Raw genomic sequence first — 23,710 nt, forward strand, 5'->3', positions numbered from 1 at the left:
AAAAACATGTATTAATAGCACCTCATAAACACTTCGTTACGATTTAGCAGTTAAATTTATTTTTATTCTAGGCTAAGATGGAACTAATGTATTAACTGTACCAAATTAAGGAGCTATTTTGATAGCAAAGGTATTTAAAGGTATTTGGACTGGAATTAACTTTTCTCGTCGTTTAATACTCAACATTCTGTTTTTATTACTGGTAATTGTTTTCTTAGTGTCACTCTCAAGTGACGACGATAAAATAATAGTTGAAAATGGCTCTGTGCTTAGGCTTGACCTAAATGGCCCTATTGTTGAAGAAAAAACATACATAGATCCGGTCGAAGCTGCAATTAGTGATGCTACTTCTGGTTCTGAAGCGCCAAGCGAAATATTACTCGACGATATTGTTGAAGTAATAAACGAAGCGACTAAAGACGATCGCATTACGGTGATGCTGCTTGATTTACAAGAAATGCCTAAAGCGCATTTAAACAAACTTAAGCAAATTACCAATGCTATTGATGCATTTAAACAAGCTGGCAAAAAAGTGATTGCATCGGGTTATTACTATACCCAAGCACAATACTATATTGCATCACATGCTGATGAAATCGCTATGCACCCATACGGTAGCGTAGGTATTGAAGGTTACGGCATGTATCCGCTTTACTTTAAAGATGCACTTGAAAAACTTGAAGTAACGCAGCATATTTTCCGTGTTGGTACATTTAAGTCAGCAGTAGAACCTTTCATTCGTAACGACATGTCTGAAGCAGCCAAAGAAGCTAACCGTGTTTGGTTAGGCGCTCTTTGGAGCGAATACAAACAAGATGTTGCTGCGGTTCGCCCATTTGATGAGTCAAATTTCGACGAGACAATGGACGTATATCTTGAAAAAATGAAAGCTGCCGATGGCGATGCAGGTAAATATGCACTTGACCACCAGTGGGTTGATTCTTTAAAAACAAATCAACAAGTTCGCAAACAATTAATTGATTTAGTTGGCACACAAGAAGATGGCAAAACATTTAAGCAAGTTTCATTTCGTGAATACTTAAGCTTGGTTAAACCACCGATTGAATTTGATAACCCTATTACCGAAAAAGTCGCCGTTGTAGTTGCTAAAGGTACAATTGTTGATGGTGAGCGTAAAGCTGGCGAAATTGGTGGCGACTCTACAGCAGCCCTACTTCGTAAAGCACGCCTTGATGACAAAGTTAAAGCGGTCGTACTGCGCATTGATTCAGGTGGCGGTAGTATGTTTGCTTCTGAAGTTATTCGTGCAGAAGTATTAGCGCTTAAAGCTGCTGGTAAGCCTGTTATTGCCTCTATGAGCTCTGTAGCTGCATCAGGTGGTTATTGGATTGCCTCTGCTGCAAACGAAATCTGGGCAGCACCGAGTACTATTACAGGTTCAATTGGTGTATTTGGTACGTTTATGACATTTGAAAAAACCTTATCTAAAATTGGTGTTTATTCAGATGGCGTTGCAACAACCGAAATGGCTGGTTTTTCTATCACTCGTCCCCTAAACGAAAAAATGGGTCAAGTAATTCAGATGAGCGTTGAAGAAGCATACGGTCGCTTTTTAAATGTTGTCGCTGATGCCCGTAATATGACGCCTGAGCAAGTTGATAAAATTGCCCAAGGCCGCGTATGGATTGCATCTCAAGCACTTGAACTAGGTTTAGTAGACAAACTTGGTGATAAACAAGATGCTATAAAAGCAGCCGCAGCACTTGCAAAACTTAATCACTATGAAGTTAAAACCATTAAACAAGATTTAAGCTCGCAAGAAAAAATGATTCAAAACATTTTTGGTAACGCGTCTATTAAATCGATGCTTGGTTTACAAACACAAAAAACATCTGTGTTAGCAACGCAAGCTAACTTGCAAAGCGTTATTAACCAATTAAGTACTGAAGTTGAAAACCTTAAAGATTACAACGATCCACAAGGTGTATATGCACGCTGTTTAGTGTGTAACGTTGCACAATAAAAGTGCATAGCTTTACCTAATCAGCTGTATTTAAAGTTACTTAACGTTATACTAAGCCCAGTTTTTTTACTGGGCTTTTTTTATGAAACGTAAACGCATTTATATCGCTTATACTGGCGGTACTATAGGTATGAAAAAATCGAGTCGAGGTTATATTCCTGCTGAAGGTTTTTTAACAGAAACCGTAGTGAACAACGCAGAGTTTAACCGTGATGAAATGCCTTTGTTTGATATTCACGAATACTGCCCTCTTATAGATTCTTCAGATATGTCTCCTGAGCATTGGCAACTTATTGCTGATGACATTAAAGATAAATACCAAGATTATGATGGTTTTGTTGTGCTTCATGGCACCGATACAATGGCGTATACAGCCTCAGCACTATCGTTTATGTTCGAAAACCTAACTAAACCTGTGATTGTAACTGGCTCACAAATTCCGCTTTCTCAATTACGCTCAGATGGTCAAGTAAACCTTCTGAATGCAATGTATTTAGCGGCAAATTATCCAATTGCAGAAGTAAGTCTATTTTTTAATAACCAACTGTTTAGAGGTAACAGAGCAACTAAAGCCCACGCCGATGGATTTAATGCATTTGCGTCGCCTAATCTTGATCCCTTAGCGTTATCGGGTATTAGTATTCAACTTATTAAAGGCCAACTTAGTCCTTATGTTGAAAATGAGCTGCAAGTTACTCCTATTACACCTCAACCCATTGGTGTGCTTTATTTATACCCTGGTATTAGTCAAGAAGTGGTTAAAAGCTTAGTTAATGGCAATATTAAAGCCTTGGTGTTGCTTAGTTTTGGTGTAGGTAATGCACCGCAAGATCCTAACTTTTTATCAATACTTGAAGAAGCAAGTAAACGTGGCGTCGTTATTGTTAATTTAACCCAGTGCTTAAAAGGCCATGTAAATATGGGCGGCTATGCAACGGGTAATGCACTGTTAAATATTGGTGTTATTAGTGGATACGATATGACCCTTGAAGCGTGTTTAACTAAATTACATTATTTATTTAGCCAAAAGCTAGAAGTAGAGACGATTCGTCATTTAATGCAGGATAATTTACGCGGCGAGCTAAGTCGTTAAATTTATAAAGAAAAATACAAAAGGCACGCTAAATAGCGTGCCTTTATCGTTTTAAACAACTGTTTATTACCTAACTTTAGCGTCGATATCTACTAAGTCAGTTAAATGACATGTTTCACCGCTATGGGTTTTAACGCCGTGCTCACCAAAGTAATCACGCTGGGCTTGAACTAAATGCCCATTACTCGGTGTGGTTAATGTTGCTAAATACGTTTGTGTAGCACCCAATACAGGGAATGCTAAACCAGTCATTATTGCTTGTCCGGTAATTTTGCGCAAAGAGTTAGACTCTTTCTCAAGGGTATCAATAAATTCAACACCTTGTGCAACGCTATCAAGGTAGTCAGCACGAATAATACAACCAGCACGCCACGTTTGAAGCGTTTTAGATAAATCAACTTTCCACTGATGAGTACGTGATGCACCTTTAATTAACGCTAAACCTTGGCGATACGCTAGTAAGCTTGCAAGTAAGAACGCTTCTTTTAGCTCTTCTAAATCAATTTCAACATTGTTAGTTGATTTAGATGCATACGTCATCTCTTGTGCAGCCGTTGTATTACATGCATTAGTTAAATGACGAGCTTGTACAGCAGCAACAAGTGAAGGAACTGCAATACCAAGTTCTAGTGCATTTTGCGCAGTCCAAAGACCAGTACCTTTAGCGCCAACTTTATTATCAATTAAGTCCGCAAGCGGTACATTATTATGATTTTCAAGTGACAATATGTGGCTAGAAATAGACAGTAAGTAGCTATTTAATTGACCTTCTGACCAGTCATTAAATATCTCAGCCACTTCTTTTGGAGAACGATTAGTGCCTAAACGAAGTAATTGGTACACTTCTGCAATAAGTTGCATAAGTGCGTATTCAATACCGTTGTGAACCATTTTTACAAAATGACCACTTGCTGATTGACCAACACGTGCAAAACACGAGTCGCCATTATAGCTAGCAGCTACTTTTTCAAACCATGGCTCAATACGTTCCCAACCACCCTCAGAACCACTTGCCATCATTGCAGGACCATGGCGAGCGCCTTCTGCACCGCCAGAAATTCCCATAGTGGCAAATTCAAATTTATTTTGGTATTTAAGTTTACGCGTTATACCGTCTTTATAATTACTATTACCGCAATCGACAATCATATCGTCACAGTTAACGCCGGCCTCTACAAGTTCATTACAAACTGTATCAACTAACTCACCAGCAGGAACAAGTAATAAAATAGAACGAGGTGCCTCTAAACGCCTTACCATGTCTCTTAAATCAGAGACAATGTGAAGCCTATCAGCCATGCCTTGAGATTTAGCACAACTTAGTAACTCTTCACCCGCATGTGGGTTTTTGTCATAAGCGACTAGCGTTATCCCTTTTTCAATCAAGTTTAGGGCAAGATTTTTTCCCATAACGCCTAACCCTACTAATGCAACTTGCATCTAGTGTCCTCCTCGGTAACAACTATTTGGTTAGAAAATTCAGTGTATAAATTAAATAATACCGCGTGCATTATACTCATACAGTCATAAAATACTAATTATGAGTCAATACAACATGCTTTTTTATTACAGATAAATAAGCTACGTAATTATATCAAACATCAATGGTCTCGGGGTGACTAAAAGCAAAGCTAATTGAAATTAAGATCATTGACGCATTCTGACACCGGTGTCATAATGATGACACAATAGTTTTGTATAAAATAGTGGCAAACCTTTGAAGTTTGCACATAACTAAAATATTTTATTCTAATATAGATATTTTAAGTCAACAAAATAACGTCAACATGCTTTCACCAAGCAAACAGGAGAAATTGATGCTAAGACGCACGAAAATAGTCGCTACCCTTGGACCTGCTACCGATAGAGATAACAACTTAGAAAAAATTATTATCGCTGGGGCTAATGTAGTACGTTTAAACTTCTCACATGGTGTTGCCCAAGATCATAAAGACCGTGCACAAGCTGTACGCGATATTGCAAAAAGATTAGGCAAGCATATTGCTATCCTTGCTGACCTTCAAGGCCCTAAAATCCGCGTTTCTACTTTTAAAGAAGGTAAAGTAACGCTTGCTGTGGGTGCAAAATTTACCCTTGATGCAAAAATGGAAAAAGGCGAAGGCGACATAAACTCTGTAGGTATTGATTATAAAGAATTACCTAACGATGTAAGCCCTAAGGATTTACTACTTCTAAATGACGGCCTTATTCAATTAAGTGTTGATGAAGTAGCTGGGCATTTAGTGCATTGTACAGTCACTGTTGGCGGTGTTTTATCTAACAATAAAGGTATTAACCGTTTAGGTGGTGGCTTAACTGCTCCAGCATTTACTGAAAAAGACAAAGAAGATTTAATAACTGCCGCTGAAATTGACGTAGATTACATTGCCGTATCATTCCCACGTAGTGGCGACGATATGCGCTACGTACGCTCACTTGCTGAAGCTGCTGGTTCAAAAGCACAGTTACTTGCTAAAATTGAACGTGCTGAAGCCGTTGAAACCCAAGAAGCTGTTGATGACATCATTTTAGCGTCTGACGCTGTAATGGTTGCTCGTGGTGATTTAGGTGTTGAAATTGGTGATGCTGCTCTTATGGGCAAGCAAAAACTAATTATTCGTCGTGCTCGTTCATTAAACCGTACTGTAGTAACAGCAACGCAAATGATGGAATCGATGATCGATAACCCTATGCCTACACGTGCAGAAGTTATGGATGTTGCAAATGCTGTTCTTGATGGAACAGATGCTGTAATGCTTTCAGCTGAAACAGCTGCAGGTGATTATCCTGAAGAAACAGTTGCGACTATGGCACGCGTTTGTTTAGGTGCTGAATCGCAAAAAGAAACGCACGTTTCTAAACACCGTTTAGATAGTCGCTTTTCTAACAATGCTGAATCAATTGCGCTTTCTGCTATGTATGCAGCTAATCACTTAGATTCTGTTAAAGCAATTATCACACTTACTGAATCTGGTAGTACGGCTAAATTAATGTCGCGTATCAGCTCAGGCTTACCAATCTACTCGCTTTCACGTCATGCGAGTACATTAGGTCAAACAGCACTTTATCGTGGTGTTTACCCAGTATTTTTTGATTCTACAAAAACTGAAAAAGACGGTATGGTAAAAGCCGCGCTTGATACTTTAGTTTCTCAAGGGTCTTTACAGTCTGGCGATACAGTAATTATTACTCACGGTGACTCAATGGAAACTGTGGGCGCAACTAACACAATGAAAATTGTAACTGTTGCATAATTAAACGCCGAATATAAAAAATGCGAGCTTAGCTCGCATTTTTTGTGTCTGTAATAAAAGCGTTGGCTTTAACTTGCTAATGCCGCTTTAACCTTATCTCGGTAGCTACGGCTCACTTTTAATTCTTGGCCATTTTCAAGTACTAATAAATACTCACCACTTACTTGTGTAACCAATTTACTAATTTGTTTTGTATTTACTATTGCGCTGCGATGTACACGCACAAATAACTGAGGGTCGAGCTCTTGCTCTAGCTCTTTCATTGTTTTACGTAGAATATGCGTTTGTCCGTCTTCACAGTGCAAACACATATAGTCACCTGCTGCATCAACCCATTGGATAGTCGCTACTGGTACACGAATAATTTCACCCTGCTCTTTTACAGCAAGCGATTCTGGGTAACGTCTGTCTGTTAGCATATCGCCAGTGGCTAATTTTTTAAGTATTTCTTCGCAATTGTTACCAGTAATACCGGCTACAAAACTCGCTAGTTTTTTCTTATGGGCGTTGTCTTGCTGCGTTTTTAAGTAGGTATGCACTTTTTCTACCGCCTGTTTTAGTCTGTTATCATCAACGGGTTTTAAAATGTAATCGAGAGCATGAATTTCAAACGCTTTTACAGCAAACTGGTCAAAGGCCGTTACAAATACAATCGCTGGTAATGCTTTTGAGCTTTCGCTAAGGGCTCTTGCTACTTCAAAGCCATTCATACCTGGCATTTGAATATCTAAAAAAACCAAATCAATTTTCTCGCTTTGACACATTTCAATTGCATCAGCGCCTGAACTACACAATTTAATTACTTCAATATCAGAGTATTCTTCGAGCCTTACCGCTAAACCTTTTCGTGCTAACGGTTCATCATCAACAATGAGTGTTTTTATTTTAGTCATTTTTCACAGCCTTCTCAAAAGGTACTCGCAGATTAACTTTTAATCCACTTGGCGTATTATGTGATAATACAAACGAATAATTATTTTCATACAACGTTTTTAATCTATCTTTGGTATTAGCGACACCTACGCCTTGAGCGTTAACTAATTGGCCATCGAGTATGTCAGTACCTGGGCCGTTGTCGCCCACTTCTAGTAATAACTCATTCGCAAATACCTGTGCTTTTATATCAATTACTCCACCTTCTGTTAGATGGGCAATAGCATACTTAATTGCGTTTTCAATAATAGGTTGCAAAATTAAGCTCGGTACTAAAGCCTCTTTAGCTTGCTCGCTTATATCTACATTTACCTTTAATCGCTCATCAAAACGTACACGTTCTATTTCTAAGTAAAGCATGAGTGCATGTAACTCTTGCTCTAGCGGTACTTTCTTTATTGGATCGGTATTTAATGTATAACGTAGAAAGTCACTTAGCCTTGCTACCATTAAGTTAGCATCTTTGTTTTCTTTAACCAAAATTAAAGTAGAAATAGCGTTAAGTGTATTGAATAAAAAATGGGGATTGAGCTGATACCTAAGCATTTTTAATTGCGCTTCGTGTGCCATAGTTGTGGCTTTTAGTGCTTTTTGTCGCTCACTTTGTAATAACTGATAATATTTAACGCCAAAGTACAAACCACTCCAACATAAAATAATATAAACCGAATCTAAACCTTGCTGCAGGTAATAAAACCACTCCTCTGGTCTATAACCATGGCGGTATATTTCCCACAAATTAAATTTTTGAACGACAGCCCATAAAGTACCTGTTACATAAGAGGCACCAAATACCACAATCATTAATACCCAAGGCGAGGCATTCCAAATTTTACGGTAAATATACCTAAGCGGTACTGTCATTAAGCAACCAGCGTAAGCATTTAATAAAATAACAAATACGTATATATCACGCATTTCAAATACTTTAGAGCCAATATAATTTACTAACGCATAACCAATCCAGCCTGCAATTTGCAAAAGCCAAAAAAAGCGCTGTCTGTTATCGACTAAAGATTGCCAGTTCAAAATAGATGTTTACTCCGTATAGTTAAAGACTAATTCCATAAAATAGGCGCTTGTTATTCTTTATTATTTTTACCTATGTAGGGCTAATTTTAATAAAATTAGATAGTCTTATTATATAGATTTATGAGTTTGCATAGCACTACAGCCTACCTTGCTTTTTAATAGTCTTACCGCAAACAAATAGTAGATACACTAAAAAAGCGAAAGGTTATTCACCTTTCGCTTTTTAAATATAAATAGCTTTGTGTAAATTAAGCTAGTTTGTCTGATGCTACTTTGTATGTTGGGTCTTCAATCACATTCACTTCAACCAAATCACGTGCTTTATGAAGCAACTGCGTACAGTCTTTACTTAAGTGACGTAAGTGAAGTTGTTTACCTGCTTTTGTGTACTTATCAGCAAGTGTGTCAATTGCTTCTATTGCACTGTGATCAGATACGCGGCTATGCTTAAATTCAACAATTACATTTTTAGGATCATTTTTAACATCAAATAACTCTGCAAAGTTTTTAACTGAACCAAAGAAAAGCGGGCCATGTAACTCATATACTTTAGCGCCTTCTTCATCAATATAGTTAGTTGTGTATATGTGCTTAGCATGCTGCCAAGCAAATACTAATGCAGATACAATAACACCTACACATACTGCAATCGCTAAATCGGTAATAACCGTCACACCCGATACAAGTACTATTACGAACGCGTCTGATAGAGGCACACGCTTCATCATTTTAAAGCTGGCCCATTCAAACGTACCTAATACAACCATAAACATAACACCAACAAGTGCAGCTAGTGGGATCATCTCAATTAAGCTTGAAGCGAATATGATGAACGCAAGCAACATCAATGCAGCACTTATACCCGATAAGCGAGAACGACCACCTGAGTTAATGTTGATCATTGATTGACCAATCATTGCACAACCACCCATAGCACCAAACATACCACAAGTAATATTTGCAGCGCCTTGGCCTATACACTCTTTATTACTATGACCGCGAGTTTCTGTAATCTCGTCAATTAAGCTAAGCGTTAATAATGATTCAATTAAACCAATAGCCGCTAAAATAAGTGCATAAGGAAAAATAATTTGTAGCGTTTCGAAAGTAAACGGTACCATAGGAATATGAAACTGAGGTAAACCGCCTGCAATTGTTGCAGCTTCGTCGCCTGTCATTCCTTTTAAGAAATCAACTACGGTATGCGCTTCTAAGTCCAAACCAATAACTAAAGCGGTCACTGTAATAATAGCGACTAATGTAGAGGGTACAGCCGTTGTTAGTTTAGGTAAAAACTGAATAATAGCCATCGTTAAAGCCACTAAACCAAGCATAATATATAACGGGTTACCCGTCATCCATTCTTGTCCGCCCATACCATCAGGCACTTTAAATTGTCCTAACTGAGCAAGAAAAATAACAATAGCTAAGCCGTTTACAAAACCAAGCATTACCGGATGAGGAACCATGCGGATAAACTTACCGAGTTTAAATACACCCGCGAGTATCTGCAGTATGCCCATGAGCAATACGGTCGCAAATAAATACTCAACACCATGATCAAGCACTAAACTTACCATAACAACAGCTAGTGCACCGGTTGCACCTGAAATCATACCAGGGCGGCCACCAAATATAGCCGTGATTAAACCAACGATAAACGCGGCATATAGACCAACTAAAGGTTCTACATTTGCAACAAAGGCAAACGCAACAGCTTCTGGCACCAAGGCTAGCGCCACAGTTAATCCAGATAGAATATCGTTTTTAGCAGAGCTAGGCGCCCTACTGAGTAAGTTAAACATTGAGTTCCTCAAATGGTGTAATGGGTATCAAAAAAAACGCTAAATTCTACCAAATTAGCGCTCAGTTAACAATTGTCATTATGTGGTTAAACTAAACTAAAAGAGGTTTAGCTTTTAAAAGAAGTGCTTTTATAAAGGGAGGGAAGTACTACGTTTTACACATGTCATTGTTACATTAGAATGTACTTCTTGTACATATTCTAAGCTTAGTAAATTATCGCGTACAAAGTGCTCATAACCTTCTATGCCTTGTGAAATTATGCGTAGCATAAAGTCCATTGTTCCAGCCATGGTGTAACACTCTGTTACTTGATCATAACTCATTATAAGTTTTTCAAATTCAGCAAGGTTCTTTTTACCGTGATTTGATAAACGCACATGTGCATATACAAGCATATCAAAGCCAAGTTTTTTCTCATCTAAAAGAGCCACTTTGCTTTTTATATAACCATCTTGCTCTAGCTTGGCAATTCGACGCCAGCATGGAGATTGAGACAAGCCTACTTTATCAGCAATTTCTGCGGTTGATAAACTAGCATCTTGTTGTAAAAGTGCCAATATTTGGCGATCTACGTGATTTAGAGACATTTTATTTCTTATTTATCAAATAAACTGGTTAAATTATACAACCATTTTAAAACTCAGTCTGCTTATTTTTAATTTTTATGCAGTTTGCCAAACTTCAAATAAGTAACTTAACCAAACTTACCACTCACAAAAGGATTTGTTTGTTTTTCAAATCCAACCGTAGTGTCGCTCCCATGCCCTGCCAATATTTTAGTATTATCAGGTAAGGTTAGAATATGCGTCTTAATCGACTCTATAAGTTGTTCGCTGTTCCCCTTAGGGAAATCAGTTCGCCCTACTGAGCCTTTAAAAATAACATCACCTACAATAACGCATTCATAGTCTTGTTGATAAAACACAATATGACCAGGTGTATGCCCTGGGCAATGCTTCACTAAAAAGCTAAGTTTACCTACGCTAACGGTGTCGTTATGGTTTAGCCAAATATCCGGATAAAAAGGCTCAATGGGTTTAAACCCGAACATTTGTGCTTGCATAGGTAAGTTTTCAAACCAGAAGCACTCATCTTTTTGTGGGCCAATAATTTGTACGTTAAATTGATTACGTAAAATATCAGCCCCACCCACATGATCTAAATGCCCGTGCGTTAACCAAATAGCACTTAATTCTAGTTTATGCTCATTAAGGGCTGCTACTATTTTATTAGGGTCGCCACCTGGGTCTATGACTACGGCTTGTTTAGTTTCACTACACCAAATAATACGACTATTTTGTGCAAATGCAGTGACGGGTATGGTTATAATTTGCATATTAGATTTCTTTACTTTTTTGATCCGGGATAACAACTTCTTCTTCAAATGACATCAATATTGGGTACTTTAAGTACGCTTGATCATAAAATGGACTTTGCTCATATAACCAGTTTAATCTCGCATCAGCGTCGCTTGCGAACGATTTATCTTTAAGCTTTTCATCAAACTTAAGCGCTAGCTTTGGATTGTCCTTTAGCATTTGGCGTGCAAACGGAATTAGTGCATAGTTTTCCATGTACTCAGTACGCTGAAAAATAGTATTAAATTCCCCCCATGCAAAAAACGAATCTGGTGCTTCAGGGTGCAATAAATGCACAGCAAGCTCACCTGCTTTTTGTTGAGTATTGACTTGATACCAACCATCTAAATCTACATTTATAGCAGGGACATAATCAAAACTTGCTGACACTCTAAAACGGCCTTCAAATGGTGCTTTATCAAACGTGTAGTCTGCCACCTTTGCTACTTTTAAAGGCTGTGTGTTTGCCCCTTCAAGTTTATTAATAGAGACACCATGTAACTTTAGTTTCTTAATAATATTGCGATATACAGGCGGAATAAAAAAAGCTTTAGGTACTTCAACTGTATGTTGTACATCTTTTTGCCAATAAATAGGTAAGTCGGTATATGTATGTGCTTTACCCAAATACTTCACTTCATTTTGGCCTGAGAGCGCATTCATGCTTGATGAATACTCAATACCTTTAAACTGCGCAATCGTATCAGCTTGCTTGGAATAGCCACGCTTTACTATTAACTGTTTAGGAACAAATTCCTGTTCTTTTTTTACTGCATTAGCTAATTCATGACTGTGCTTTGATAGCGCAGTAATAGCACCATCTAAAAATACGTAAGTTCCTAATACACGTTGCTTGTAAGGCTTCAATGAATGATTTTCAACTAAAATAGTCGGTAATGACTTTAAATCACCCCAACCATTTGAAAAGCGCGGCGTAGCAACCCATCCCGCTAATCCTTTTTTAAAGTCGCGCTTGTCCATAACAAAAACAAGTGGCCCTGGCATGTGCCCTTGCTTAGCTAGCGTATCGTCAATCAGAGGTTTAAAAAACTGGTTTAGTGCATCAGATACCGCAGGCGACTCGCTTGAAAATACCGGATTGTAGCCATAAGTCACATCGTATTGGTAATCTGCGCCGTCGGTTACGTGTACATCAATGTATAAATTTGGGTTGTAGTCGTTAATAACCTTTAGAACACTTCTAACTTCTGGGGTATCTAATTTAGTAAAATCACGATTTAAATTAAGGTTATTAGCATTTGTTCTAAAGCCCATTTTTGTAGGGCCCCGTTGATTGATGCGATTGAATGCACTGCTACGTTCGTGTCCATCTACATTTAAAATAGGAATAAATAATATGTTTACCTTTTTTAAAATGTCACGGCGCTTACCCGTCGCTATATCTCTAAGCAACATAAACATGGCATCTTTACCGTCTATTTCACCAGAATGTATTCCTGCCTGAATAAAAATAGTTGGCTTAGTGCTATTAGCCATTTGCCTTGCTTCAAAAAAACCTTGTTCACTGGCAATCAACATTTTTATTGCACGCTTGCTATTACTATAGCCAATGGTTTGAGATTGAAACTGAGTAGGGTTTGCAGCAACTAACCTATCAACAAATGCCATTGTATTTGCATAATCTGGCGACGCTTCACCTGCTGAAAGCTCAAAATCTGTAGTTAACGGCCCTTGTTTTTGTAAAAGCTCTACGCTTTTCCCCTGCCACTCAATTAATGGAGGTAAGTGTGCGTCATACGCCACACTTGCAGATAAAACTAGTAAACTTGCAAACATAAAATTCTCTAACAAACGCCTTAATTATATAAATTATATCAACTAAATTTTTTATAATGAGGAAACTGCGGTGATTCAACAAAAAAATGCAGCCAATTACATGTCACTCATTCACACCTGTCTTTTAAGGCTATATAACGTTATTAATGTACAGTAATTCATTACATTACTATTTATACCAACTCGTAAAAATACTTAATCAATTTAAAGGATTACATCTGACGCTAACAGCGCCAAAAATGTCTGATATACGTCTGCATGGATCCAGGAGAGTGAGTAATGATGGAGCAATTGCCAAGAACAACTAAATAGTGAATTTCGCCCTGCTCTCACGTATCTTTTTATCGATAAATAGAGCTAATATAAGCAGATGGGTATTAATTTGAAAAAGCCGATTTAGCTCAGCTATAAAAAAGTGTAAGTTATTAAATTACAGGCACAAAAAAAGGAGCCATAGGCTCCTTTTTTAATACTTATATGAAAAAGCTTAAGCGGCTAGGCCTTCTTTTGCTTTTTCTACAAGCGCTGCGAATGCAACTTGGTCATAAACAGCGATATCTGCAAGGATCTTACGATCGATTTCTACAGATGTCTTTTTAAGACCATTGATAAAACGGCTGTAAGACAGACCATTTTGACGTGAAGCAGCATTGATACGTGCAATCCATAATTGACGGAAAGTACGTTTCTTCGCACGACGGTCACGGTAAGCGTATTGACCCGCTTTAGTAACAGCCTGGAAAGCTACGCGGTAAACACGTGAACGTGCTCCGTAGTAACCTTTTGCTTGTTTTAAAACTTTTTTGTGACGTGCACGTGCGACAACGCCGCGTTTAACTCTTGCCATTTCTAAAAACCCCTATTAAGCGAACGGTAACATACGTGAAACTAGACCATGGTCATTTTTATGAACCATCATCTTAGGACGTAGGTGTAACTTACGCTTAGAAGTTTTCTTAGTCAGAATATGACGAAGATGCGCTTGTTTACGCTTGAAACCGCCAGAAGCAGTCTTTTTGAAACGCTTAGCAGCGCCACTGTGACTTTTTAGCTTATAAGCCATTGCAATAACTCCAAATTGTATTGCTTTTAAATTAGTAAGCAGGCGTGAGATATATTTCTATAGCTCCACTTTTAGGCCTAACTTACTGCCATGTTCCGGTGAAGACCCAGCATAAATGCCGCAATCTTACTTTAATACCGGTTAACTCAGGTGAATATTCGCATATTACTTGCAGACCTGAGCTAATTTCGGTGCGTATTATCGCTTAAAAATTATTTTTTAGCAACAGGCGCCATCATCATAACCATTTGGCGACCTTCAACACGATTTGGGAAAGACTCAACTACTGCAAGTTCTTCTAAATCGGCTTTGATACGGTTTAATAATTCTATACCAATTTCTTGGTGAGCCATTTCACGACCACGGAAGCGGATAGTAATCTTAGCTTTATCGCCAGCTTCTAAGAACTTACGTAAGTTGCGAAGCTTAACCTGATAATCACCTTCATCCGTACCAGGACGGAATTTGATTTCTTTTATCTGGATTTGCTTTTGCTTCTTCTTCTGCTCTTTTAGTTCTTTGCTTTTTTCAAAGATGAACTTACCGTAATCCATGATTCTACAAACAGGCGGCTCAGCGTTTGGACTGATCTCAACAAGATCAACACCCGCTGCATCGGCCATAGTTTGCGCGTCTTGTAATGACTGAATTCCAGCTTGTTCGCCTTCAATGTCAATTAAACGAACTTCTTGCGCTGTAATTTCTTCGTTAATACGATTTTTTTGAGCTGTTTGTTGCCCTTTCTTGCCGCCTCTAATAGTACGTTCCTCCAAGAATATCAATAATATAAGCGTGTAATTGGCTGTTTGTTAATGCCTTACACGCTCGATTTTTACTGTCGATTTTTAATTTCTTCGCTAATTTTAGCTACAAAATCATCGACATTAAATTTGCCTAGGTCTTCACCTGTGCGAGTACGCACTGCTACTTCTTGTTGTTCAACTTCTTTATCGCCAACGACAAGCAAGTATGGAATACGCTTCAGTGTATGCTCACGGATTTTAAAGCCAATCTTCTCATTTCTCAAGTCAGCAGCGGCTCTAATTCCAAGTTTATTTAATTTTTGTACAACTTCTTTAACATAAGGAGCCTGTTTATCGGTAATATTCATAATTACCACTTGCTTTGGCGCAAGCCACGTCGGGAATAAACCAGCGTACTCTTCAGTTAAAATGCCAATAAAGCGTTCAATAGAACCTAAAATAGCACGATGTATCATTACAGGTGTACGACGTTCGTTATTTTCTGCTACATAAGTAGCGCCTAAACGACCCGGTAATGCAAAGTCTAATTGCACTGTACCACACTGCCACGCTCTGTCTAAACAATCGTATAAAGTAAATTCAATCTTTGGACCATAAAACGCGCCTTCACCCGGAAGATAATCAAATTCAATATCGTTTAGCTTAAGTGCTTCGGCTAAAGCAAGCTCTGCTTTATCCCACATATGGTCTTCACCAATGCGTTGTTCTGGGCGAGTAGATAGCTTAACTACAATCTTCTCAAATCCGAATGTTTCATATGTATCATAAACCATCTTAATACACGCTGAAACTTCGTCCATTATCTGCTCTTCGGTACAGAAAATGTGAGCATCATCTTGTGTAAAGCCACGTACACGCATTAAACCGTGTAGTGCACCTGATGGTTCATTACGATGACAACAACCAAATTCAGCCATACGAAGTGGTAAATCACGGTACGATTTTAAACCCTGGTTAAAGATCTGCACATGTCCTGGGCAGTTCATTGGTTTAATCGCGTATTCACGCTTTTCAGACTCAGTGGTAAACATTGCTTCTGAATACTTTTCCCAGTGACCTGATTTTTCCCAAAGTGAACGGTCCATCATCATTGGACCTTTTACTTCTTCGTACTCATATTCGCGTAACTTTTCACGTACAAATTCTTCAAGCTCGCGGTAAATGCTCCAACCATCGTTGTGCCAAAATACCATGCCTGGCGCTTCTTCTTGCCAATGCCATAAATCAAGCGCTTTACCAATACGGCGGTGATCGCGTTTTTCAGCTTCTTCAAGGCGTTTTAAATACGCTTTAAGTTGCTTTTTATCGCCCCACGCTGTGCCGTAAATGCGTTGTAGCATTTTGTTTTCTGAATCACCACGCCAATATGCACCCGCCACTTTCATTATTTTGAAGTTTTGGCAAAATTTCATGTTAGGAACGTGAGGTCCACGACACATGTCTACATATTCTTCGTGATGATATAAACCTGGGCGGTCATCTTTAGCGATGTTTTCGTCCAGAATTTCTATTTTGTATGTTTCGCCACGCGCTTCAAATGTATCGCGTGCTTCTTGCCAGCTTACTGTTTTTTTCACTACGTCGTAGTTGGTTTTTGCAAGTTGCAACATACGCTTTTCAATTGCTTCAAGATCATCTTGTGATAATGAATGTTCCATATCAATATCGTAGTAGAAACCGTTATCAATGGTAGGACCAATTGCCATTTTTGCGTCTGGGAAAAGTTGCTTAACTGCATGACCAATTAAGTGAGCACAAGAGTGACGAATGATTTCAAGGCCGTCATCGTCTTTAGCGGTAATGATCTCAAGACGAGAGTCTTCACTAATTAAATCACATGCATCAACACGGTCGCCATTAACACGACCCGCAATGGTCGCTTTAGCTAAACCAGGGCCAATATCGTTTGCAACATCAAGCGTGCTTACAGGGTTTTCAAAACTACGTTGACTTCCGTCTGGAAGAGTAATAACTGGCATTATAAATCCTTGCTACAGTGGTGACACCTACAATGTATCACGTGTATTTTTAATAAATTAAATGAGAATGACTCGACAACGCTTTTACGAATAAGCATTGACTAATAAATGTAGATGCAGAGTCTATTCAACTACAAAGATATATTGTCGCGTGCTGCGCATTTAATTACAAGTTTTAAGGGGTGAAATCCACCCGTTTTGAGCACAAAATGTAACTTTTAGAGCAAAAAAAATCATTTCATTAAAATATAAAAGCATCAACGCACTAATTACGCACCTACAACTATACCTACACTCGCATTTTAATGTGTGTTGCGTATAATACTGCGTAATTAAGTTATTTTAGAGAATAGACATGAGAACATGTGGTGTAGAAATTACCGGTAGTGATGTACTACTTTGTATTTTAAGTAAAGATAATGACGTATTTGATATTCGCGATGTGCGCCAAACACGCTTTACCTTAGGTAACGGTAACGACACTGAAGTAATGCGTAAATTTCAATTCGATTTTGCAAAACTAATGCAAGATTACCAAATTGATTCTGTTGCAATCCGTGAGCGTCAGCCTAAAGGTAAATTTGCTGGCAGCGCAAAGGGATTCAAAATGGAAACTGCGATTCAATTAATCGACAATTTAGACGTACGTTTATTTACCACAACTGAAATTAAAGAACAGGTAAAGCGTAATCCTATTCCTATTGATTTTGAAGAAACAGGTCTTAAAAAGTACCAAGAAAATGCATTTGTAAACGCTTACGTTTACATAATGAAAAAAACATACCGCAGCGACGAAATGTAAACTCATTACTCGTTTAAAAACGCGTACTTACAGTGTAAGACGCGTTTTTTTGTGTCTAAAAAGTAGTATTAGCTTTTATTAATCTAATAATACATTAGTCTAACTGCACTTCTCTTTGTCGACAATATGTGTTTATTTTAACTTTGTAGTTTACATAACTCACACACATTTTCATGGAGAGAGCAATGCACACACACACTATTGCGGTAAAAGAAGTAGAAAAAATAAATCACTTACCGTTATCGCAAAGCTACTTTAAAGGTATACAAAGCACACCTTTAACAAATTCGACTATCGGGGAGTACTTTGACTTTATTGTCGACAAAAACCCAGAGGCGTTAGCTGTTGTAGTTCATCACCAGGGTATTCGCTTAACGTATAAAGAATTTCAAAAAGAAGTTAATCAACTTGCTATGGGCTTACTGGCCCTTGGTGTAAAACCAGGAGAGCGCGTTGGTATTTGGTCTCCTAATAATATTGAATGGTGCTTAACCCAATTTGCAACAGCCAAAATTGGCGCAATAATGGTGTGTATTAACCCTGCATATCGCCCTAACGAATTACAATACGCCTTAAATAGTGTTGAATGCTCTACTCTAATCACAGCATCAAACTTTAAAGGCAGTGATTATTTAGAAATGCTCAATGGTTTGGCTCCAGAACTTGCAACTTGCAATAAAGACACACTTAATTTAAAAGCACTGCCCACTCTTAAAAATATAATCCGCATTGGCGATGAAGCATCTCCTGGTATGTACTCTTTTAATGATGTTATTAACTTGCCAACATCGGCACATGAGCTTGAATTAAAAGCAATAGGTGCAAACTTAAATGCTGAGCAAGACATCAATATACAATTTACATCTGGCACAACAGGCAACCCAAAAGGCGCAACGCTCACTCATAAAAATATTTTAAATAATGCGCTATTCGTCGCCGAATCTATGCACTTTACGAGCGATGACAAGTTATGCATCCCTATCCCGTTATATCATTGCTTTGCAATGGTATTGGGTAGCTTATTGTGTGTTAGTAAAGGTGCAGCAGCCATTTACCCAGGTGATTCGTTCGATGCAAAAACCACACTAGATGTAGTTCAACAAGAAGGATGTACAGCGCTGCACGGTGTACCTACTATGTTTATTAGTGAGCTTGAGCTAAGTAATTTTAACGATTATGACTTAAGTACTTTACGCACGGGTGTAATGGCTGGCTCTACATGCCCAGAGCAAGTAATGCGCAAAGTACAAACACAAATGAACATGCATCAAGTACTGATTGCTTACGGGCAAACTGAGTGCAGCCCCATAAACAACATTACCGAAACAGACTCTTCAATAGAGCGGCAAGTAACGACGGTTGGCCGCGCACTTGCCCATACCGAGGTTAAAATTATTGACGAGTTGGGTAACATTCAACAAATTGGTCAACCTGGCGAAGTGTGTAGTAAAGGTGCAGGTATAATGCGCTGCTATTGGAATGACGATGCTAAAACAAAAGCCACAATAGATGAAAGTGGTTGGCTACACTCTGGCGATTTAGGTGTCATGGATACAGAAGGGTTTGTCACTATTGTTGGCCGTATTAAAGATATGATTATTCGTGGCGGCGAAAACATTTACCCGCGCGAAATAGAAGAAGTGCTTTACACCTACCCGGGCATTCAAGATGCTGCCATATTTGGTATAACAGATGAAAGGTATGGCGAGGAAGTGTGCGCTTGGATCCAACCAAAAGAAGACGCTGTGCTTGATGAGCAAGCAATTCGTGAGTTTTTAAAAGACAAACTAGCCTATTTTAAAATGCCACGACATATCCGTTTTGTAGAAAACTATCCAATGACAGTAACAGGTAAACTGCAAAAATTTAAAATGCGTGAGCAAATGCAAGAAGAGCTAAGCGACAAAGCCTTCTCCTAATTTTTCTCTACAAAAAATCTGAACTCTGAATAATAAATCTACCTCAAGTAACGATTAAAAAGCACAGCCAATTGGCTGTGCTTTTTGTATACTAAATTTATTATAAATCTAACATTCTCTTTTTTAAACGTTCTAAATCAATCGCACTCGAGCGCACTGTTAATTTAATATGGCTGTATTCATATTCTTCTTTAACAACACTCATACTCGATCGGATTTCGCCCACGATACCTTTGGCTGTGTACGGTATAACAATCTCTTCTTCAATCATGTCCTCATGAGCAATGCCAATAATATATTTGTGCAATTTACTAATATCATCTGGATTACGCGTAGAGGTCATCATCGCATCAGGAAACTCATCCATTAGCGACTGCTGTTGATCAGTACTTAATTGGTCTGACTTATTCAGTACTAATAATTTTTTGCTACCTTCTACCCCAACTTCTGCCAGCACTTTATGTACTACTTCAAGTTGTGAGCGAAAAGAAGGATCTGAAGCATCTACAACATACAACAATAACGATGCATCATGTGCCTCAGCGAGCGTTGAATGAAATGAAGCAACCAAATCATGAGGTAATTTTTTAATAAAACCAACCGTATCTGAAACCAATATACGAGGCTGGGTAATCGGATACAGCGCGCGAACAGTGGTATCTAGCGTTGCAAAGAGTTTATTTTCGCCTTCTACATCACTACCTGTAATTGCGCGCATCATTGATGACTTGCCCGCATTGGTATAACCAATTAAAGCCACTGAGAATAGCTCAGAGCGCTGCGTACGTCTGTCCATCATTACATCTTGAACACTAACAAGTTCGCGCTTTAATTCTGCTAACTGATCGCGCACCTTACGGCGATTAAGCTCAAGTGTGGTTTCACCCGCACCTTTACCCATTTGGCGTTCTTTATCACCTGTTGATGTTTCACGCAGTCGTGGCGCGACATAATTAAGGCGAGCAATTTCAACTTGTAATTTTGCAGTTTTAGTACGCGCATGACGGCTAAATATTTCAATGATAATACCGGTGCGATCAAATACTTCTACACCAAGCTGGTTCTCAACATTACGTAGTTGAGAAGGCGTTAAATCGCAGTCAAATACCACTACATCGGCACATGCAAAATCAAGTTCGTCTGATGGAATTTCTGAGGATATTTCGGTTAAAGGGTCTTCATCAAGTAAATCATCTTCTTGCTCGTTTTCAACCATCCCTTTATTGCCGGTAAGGTGTGCTATTTCAGCTAGTTTTCCTGAGCCCAGTACATTAACTTTTTGGGTAGAACTTTGCTTTTGCGATTGTGTACCTACTACTTTAAAGCCTAACGTAGTTACCAAACGAGCAAGCTCTGCAAGCGATTCTGTTGCTTCGTCACCTTTAAATTGTGGTGTACTAATAGAAATAAGTAACGCATTAGGAAGTGATGGTTTTGCAGTTAGTTGCATAATTTTTTGTCTTAATGCACCTAAAGTGCAAACCTAATTTTCATTCGAAAGTAACTTGATCCTACGCTGTTATAGCCCAGCTTTATAGGGTTATAGTTCACTAATGGCGTTAATATTTAAAACTAACCATAATATACTCAATTTTATGGCTAGTTTTAAAATCACATTATATTAAAGCCTTATTGTTCAGCTTTAATATTAAACGACACCCTGCTCAATCATTGCATCTGCAACGCGCCTAAAGCCTGCAATGTTAGCGCCTAATAAAAGGTTTCCAGGCTCACCAAATTCTGTAGCGGTGTCGTTAGCGGTAACAAATATATTTTTCATAATTTGTTTTAGCTTTTCGTCAACTTCTTCAAAGGTCCAACTTTGCATGCTCGCATTTTGCGCCATTTCTAATTGGCTTGTTGCAACGCCGCCGGCATTGGCCGCTTTACCTGGTCCATACGCAATTTTTGCAGCAATAAAGCAATCAATAGCCTCTTTTGTTGAAGGCATGTTTGCGCCTTCACTTACTAATAAACAACCGCCGGATAATAATGCGTTAGCGTCTGCCTGTGTTAATTCATTTTGTGTGGCGCATGGAAAAGCAGCGTCGGCATTAAAGCGCCAAACAGCGTGCCCATCTTTAGGGTAGTCATTTACAGAAATATAAATAGCATCGGGGTGAGTTTGTTTATATACGCTCAAGCAATCACGCGATTGCTCTTTCAAACATTTAATAAGATTTAAATCTATACCCGATTCATGATACACAGTGCCACGAGAGTCGCTGCAACTTACTGGTGTTGCCCCCATTTGATAAAGCTTTTCCATAGCATAAATAGCCACATTACCTGCGCCCGAGACCAAGCAGCGCTTACCTTGTAGGCTATCGCCGCGCGCTTGCAGCATGTAGTCAGCAAAATAAACAGCGCCGTATCCAGTGGCTTCTTTTCGTACAAGCGATCCACCCCACAATAAGCTTTTACCTGTTAAAACACCTTCATAGCGCCCAGTCAAACGCTTATATTGACCAAACAAGTAACCTATTTCTCTTGCCCCTACTCCAATGTCTCCAGCGGGTACGTCGGTTGTAGGGCCAATATGGCGATAGAGCTCGCTCATAAATGATTGGCAAAAACGCATTATTTCAGCATCTGAGCGCCCTTTTGGATCAAAGTTTGCCCCGCCTTTACCACCACCGATCGGTAAACCTGTTAAAGCATTTTTAAATATTTGCTCAAACCCTAAAAATTTAATTATGCTGGCATTTACACTTGGGTGAAAACGTAAGCCACCTTTATAGGGGCCAAGTGCAGAGTTAAACTCAATTCTGTAGCCTTTATTTACCTGAATATTGCCTTCGTCATCAACCCAGGGAACTCTAAACATAATTTGGCGTTCGGGCTCAACTAAGCGTTGTATAATGGCATTTTTTTTGTATTTTTCTGAGTTTTCTAAGATAGGTTCGAGTGATTCAAGTACTTCTTCAACGGCTTGATAAAACTCGCATTGTGCAGGACTACTATTTTTTAATTGTGCGATTGTGCTATGGATATAATTCATAATTATTCTTCCGTGTTAATAATAAAAGTATTTATCAGATGTTAAAGTAAACGTGATCAAGTTTATGATTCATGCTTTAAAGTCTTAATTTAATATAATTAACTATTACCTTAGCATGAAAAATTGAGATATTTAACGCGAGCTACGTGAATTATTTTTGATTGGAAGTTTGATTTTTATTTATTAAAGATGAATTTAAATTCACAGATTTAAAATTAAAACAGTGCCAAGTGAGTTTTTATATTTTCAAAGGGGAATTTTAGAAGTATTAGGTTAGGTGTGAGTTTGTTTAAAAATATAACAATTAATGGGTTTTATACTGCATTGCGCTCGCAAAAAACCCACTAACTAAAAACTAATTAGCTAAAACCAGTTACTCAGCAGACTCTTCTGGACGGTGCTGCTTTTGTACGCCAGTTAAAAACAAACGTAATATTTGATCGTTACAAACACGGTAATGTTTGTTATCTACTTTTCGAGAAAACGCGCTTAACTCATGTTTACTTAGATCAAAATCAACAAGTGCAAGTGTTGCTATAACATCTTCTGCTTTCATATTTAAAGCAATACGTAGCTTCATAAAAATAATATTGTTGTTTAGCTTTTTCTCAGGCTCTGGTTGCTCACCTTCGCGTTTGCCACGTTGGGTATTAATAAACCCATTTAAAAAGCTAGCAAACTCAGTATCACTTATTGGGGTAAAAGCCTCTTCACCTTCTTTAGTTAACCATGCAATTACTTGCTCTTTGGTGACCGTATGCTCTGCTGATGCAAAAACATTGACCATAGCAGTATCAGTTAAGTTAAAAGTGTAGCGAATGCGGCGTAAAATATCGTTATTAGTCAAAGTAAATCCCAAAGTGAGGTATAGCAACCAAGCAGTTATTGCTTAATTTTAAATAAGCACCTAGTTTAACAGGTTTAC

At 38.4% G+C, this 23,710-nt stretch carries 19 protein-coding genes; 5 read left to right on the forward strand and 14 right to left on the reverse strand.

Annotated features, from left to right (window positions below):
• Positions 1-118 precede the first annotated feature (118 nt).
• Both sppA and ansA read left to right on the forward strand, forming a co-directional pair.
• Positions 119-1,984, forward strand: a complete 1,866-nt coding sequence (gene sppA / locus PARC_RS09620) for a signal peptide peptidase SppA (protein WP_010554475.1) — start codon at positions 119-121, stop codon at positions 1,982-1,984.
• Between the two features lie 82 nt (positions 1,985-2,066).
• Positions 2,067-3,077: an asparaginase gene (ansA, locus tag PARC_RS09625; RefSeq protein ID WP_007582693.1), complete on the forward strand. Its 1,011-nt coding sequence runs from the start codon at positions 2,067-2,069 to the stop codon at positions 3,075-3,077.
• A gap of 66 nt (positions 3,078-3,143) precedes the next feature.
• Here the strand turns inward: ansA and gnd are convergent, their stop codons facing one another.
• Positions 3,144-4,517 (reverse strand): NADP-dependent phosphogluconate dehydrogenase, encoded by a 1,374-nt coding sequence (gene gnd / locus PARC_RS09630; RefSeq protein WP_010554474.1) that lies wholly within the window; start codon positions 4,515-4,517, stop codon positions 3,144-3,146.
• A 377-nt stretch (positions 4,518-4,894) separates the two neighbouring features.
• On the opposite strand from gnd, the gene pyk reads away from it, so the two are divergent.
• A complete protein-coding gene (pyk, locus tag PARC_RS09635) occupies positions 4,895-6,331 on the forward strand; it encodes a pyruvate kinase (protein WP_010554473.1) in 1,437 nt (478 codons plus the stop codon).
• A 68-nt stretch (positions 6,332-6,399) separates the two neighbouring features.
• Here the strand turns inward: pyk and PARC_RS09640 are convergent, their stop codons facing one another.
• The 10 genes from PARC_RS09640 to thrS form a co-directional block, all read right to left on the reverse strand.
• Positions 6,400-7,224 carry a LytR/AlgR family response regulator transcription factor gene (locus PARC_RS09640; RefSeq protein ID WP_007582688.1) on the reverse strand — a complete coding sequence of 275 codons (825 nt, stop codon included), beginning with the start codon at positions 7,222-7,224 and terminating at the stop codon, positions 6,400-6,402.
• Positions 7,217-8,293, reverse strand: a complete 1,077-nt coding sequence (locus PARC_RS09645) for a sensor histidine kinase (RefSeq protein WP_007582687.1) — start codon at positions 8,291-8,293, stop codon at positions 7,217-7,219. Before PARC_RS09645 ends, PARC_RS09640 begins: the two co-directional genes overlap by 8 nt.
• A 251-nt stretch (positions 8,294-8,544) precedes the next feature.
• Positions 8,545-10,101: a SulP family inorganic anion transporter gene (locus PARC_RS09650; protein WP_010554472.1), complete on the reverse strand. Its 1,557-nt coding sequence runs from the start codon at positions 10,099-10,101 to the stop codon at positions 8,545-8,547.
• 129 nt (positions 10,102-10,230) lie between these two features.
• Positions 10,231-10,689 (reverse strand): Lrp/AsnC family transcriptional regulator, encoded by a 459-nt coding sequence (locus PARC_RS09655; RefSeq protein ID WP_007375323.1) that lies wholly within the window; start codon positions 10,687-10,689, stop codon positions 10,231-10,233.
• Between the two features lie 107 nt (positions 10,690-10,796).
• The gene (locus PARC_RS09660) at positions 10,797-11,438 is read right to left on the reverse strand and encodes an MBL fold metallo-hydrolase (protein WP_010554471.1); all 642 of its coding nucleotides are present in this window, start codon (positions 11,436-11,438) and stop codon (positions 10,797-10,799) included.
• A 1-nt stretch (position 11,439) separates the two neighbouring features.
• Positions 11,440-13,257 (reverse strand): M14 family metallopeptidase, encoded by a 1,818-nt coding sequence (locus PARC_RS09665; protein ID WP_007582684.1) that lies wholly within the window; start codon positions 13,255-13,257, stop codon positions 11,440-11,442.
• Between the two features lie 487 nt (positions 13,258-13,744).
• Positions 13,745-14,104, reverse strand: a complete 360-nt coding sequence (gene rplT / locus PARC_RS09670) for a 50S ribosomal protein L20 (protein WP_002960711.1) — start codon at positions 14,102-14,104, stop codon at positions 13,745-13,747.
• Between the two features lie 15 nt (positions 14,105-14,119).
• Complete coding sequence (gene rpmI, locus PARC_RS09675) at positions 14,120-14,320, reverse strand: 50S ribosomal protein L35 (protein ID WP_002960713.1); 201 nt, start codon at positions 14,318-14,320, stop codon at positions 14,120-14,122.
• 212 nt (positions 14,321-14,532) lie between these two features.
• Positions 14,533-15,093 carry a translation initiation factor IF-3 gene (gene infC / locus PARC_RS09680; RefSeq protein ID WP_002960714.1) on the reverse strand — a complete coding sequence of 187 codons (561 nt, stop codon included), beginning with the start codon at positions 15,091-15,093 and terminating at the stop codon, positions 14,533-14,535.
• A gap of 59 nt (positions 15,094-15,152) precedes the next feature.
• Positions 15,153-17,063, reverse strand: a complete 1,911-nt coding sequence (gene thrS / locus PARC_RS09685) for a threonine--tRNA ligase (RefSeq protein ID WP_007582683.1) — start codon at positions 17,061-17,063, stop codon at positions 15,153-15,155.
• Between the two features lie 355 nt (positions 17,064-17,418).
• Here thrS and PARC_RS09690 point away from each other — a divergent pair, with 355 nt between their 5' ends.
• Positions 17,419-17,865: a DUF3010 family protein gene (locus PARC_RS09690; protein WP_007582681.1), complete on the forward strand. Its 447-nt coding sequence runs from the start codon at positions 17,419-17,421 to the stop codon at positions 17,863-17,865.
• A gap of 185 nt (positions 17,866-18,050) precedes the next feature.
• Entirely contained in the window at positions 18,051-19,784 is a 1,734-nt protein-coding gene (locus tag PARC_RS09695; RefSeq protein ID WP_010554469.1) for an AMP-binding protein, read from the forward strand.
• A 100-nt stretch (positions 19,785-19,884) separates the two neighbouring features.
• On the opposite strand, the gene hflX is transcribed toward PARC_RS09695, so the two are convergent.
• From hflX to PARC_RS09710, 3 genes are all read right to left on the reverse strand, one after another.
• Entirely contained in the window at positions 19,885-21,234 is a 1,350-nt protein-coding gene (hflX, locus tag PARC_RS09700; RefSeq protein ID WP_010554468.1) for a GTPase HflX, read from the reverse strand.
• 198 nt (positions 21,235-21,432) lie between these two features.
• Positions 21,433-22,785 carry an NADP-specific glutamate dehydrogenase gene (gdhA, locus tag PARC_RS09705; protein WP_007582676.1) on the reverse strand — a complete coding sequence of 451 codons (1,353 nt, stop codon included), beginning with the start codon at positions 22,783-22,785 and terminating at the stop codon, positions 21,433-21,435.
• A gap of 373 nt (positions 22,786-23,158) precedes the next feature.
• Positions 23,159-23,632 carry a YehS family protein gene (locus PARC_RS09710; protein WP_002960721.1) on the reverse strand — a complete coding sequence of 158 codons (474 nt, stop codon included), beginning with the start codon at positions 23,630-23,632 and terminating at the stop codon, positions 23,159-23,161.
• Between the last annotated feature and the right edge of the window lie 78 nt (positions 23,633-23,710).

It is taken from the genome of Pseudoalteromonas arctica A 37-1-2 (genome assembly GCF_000238395.3).
GTDB classification, from domain to species: Bacteria; Pseudomonadota; Gammaproteobacteria; order Enterobacterales; family Alteromonadaceae; genus Pseudoalteromonas; species Pseudoalteromonas arctica.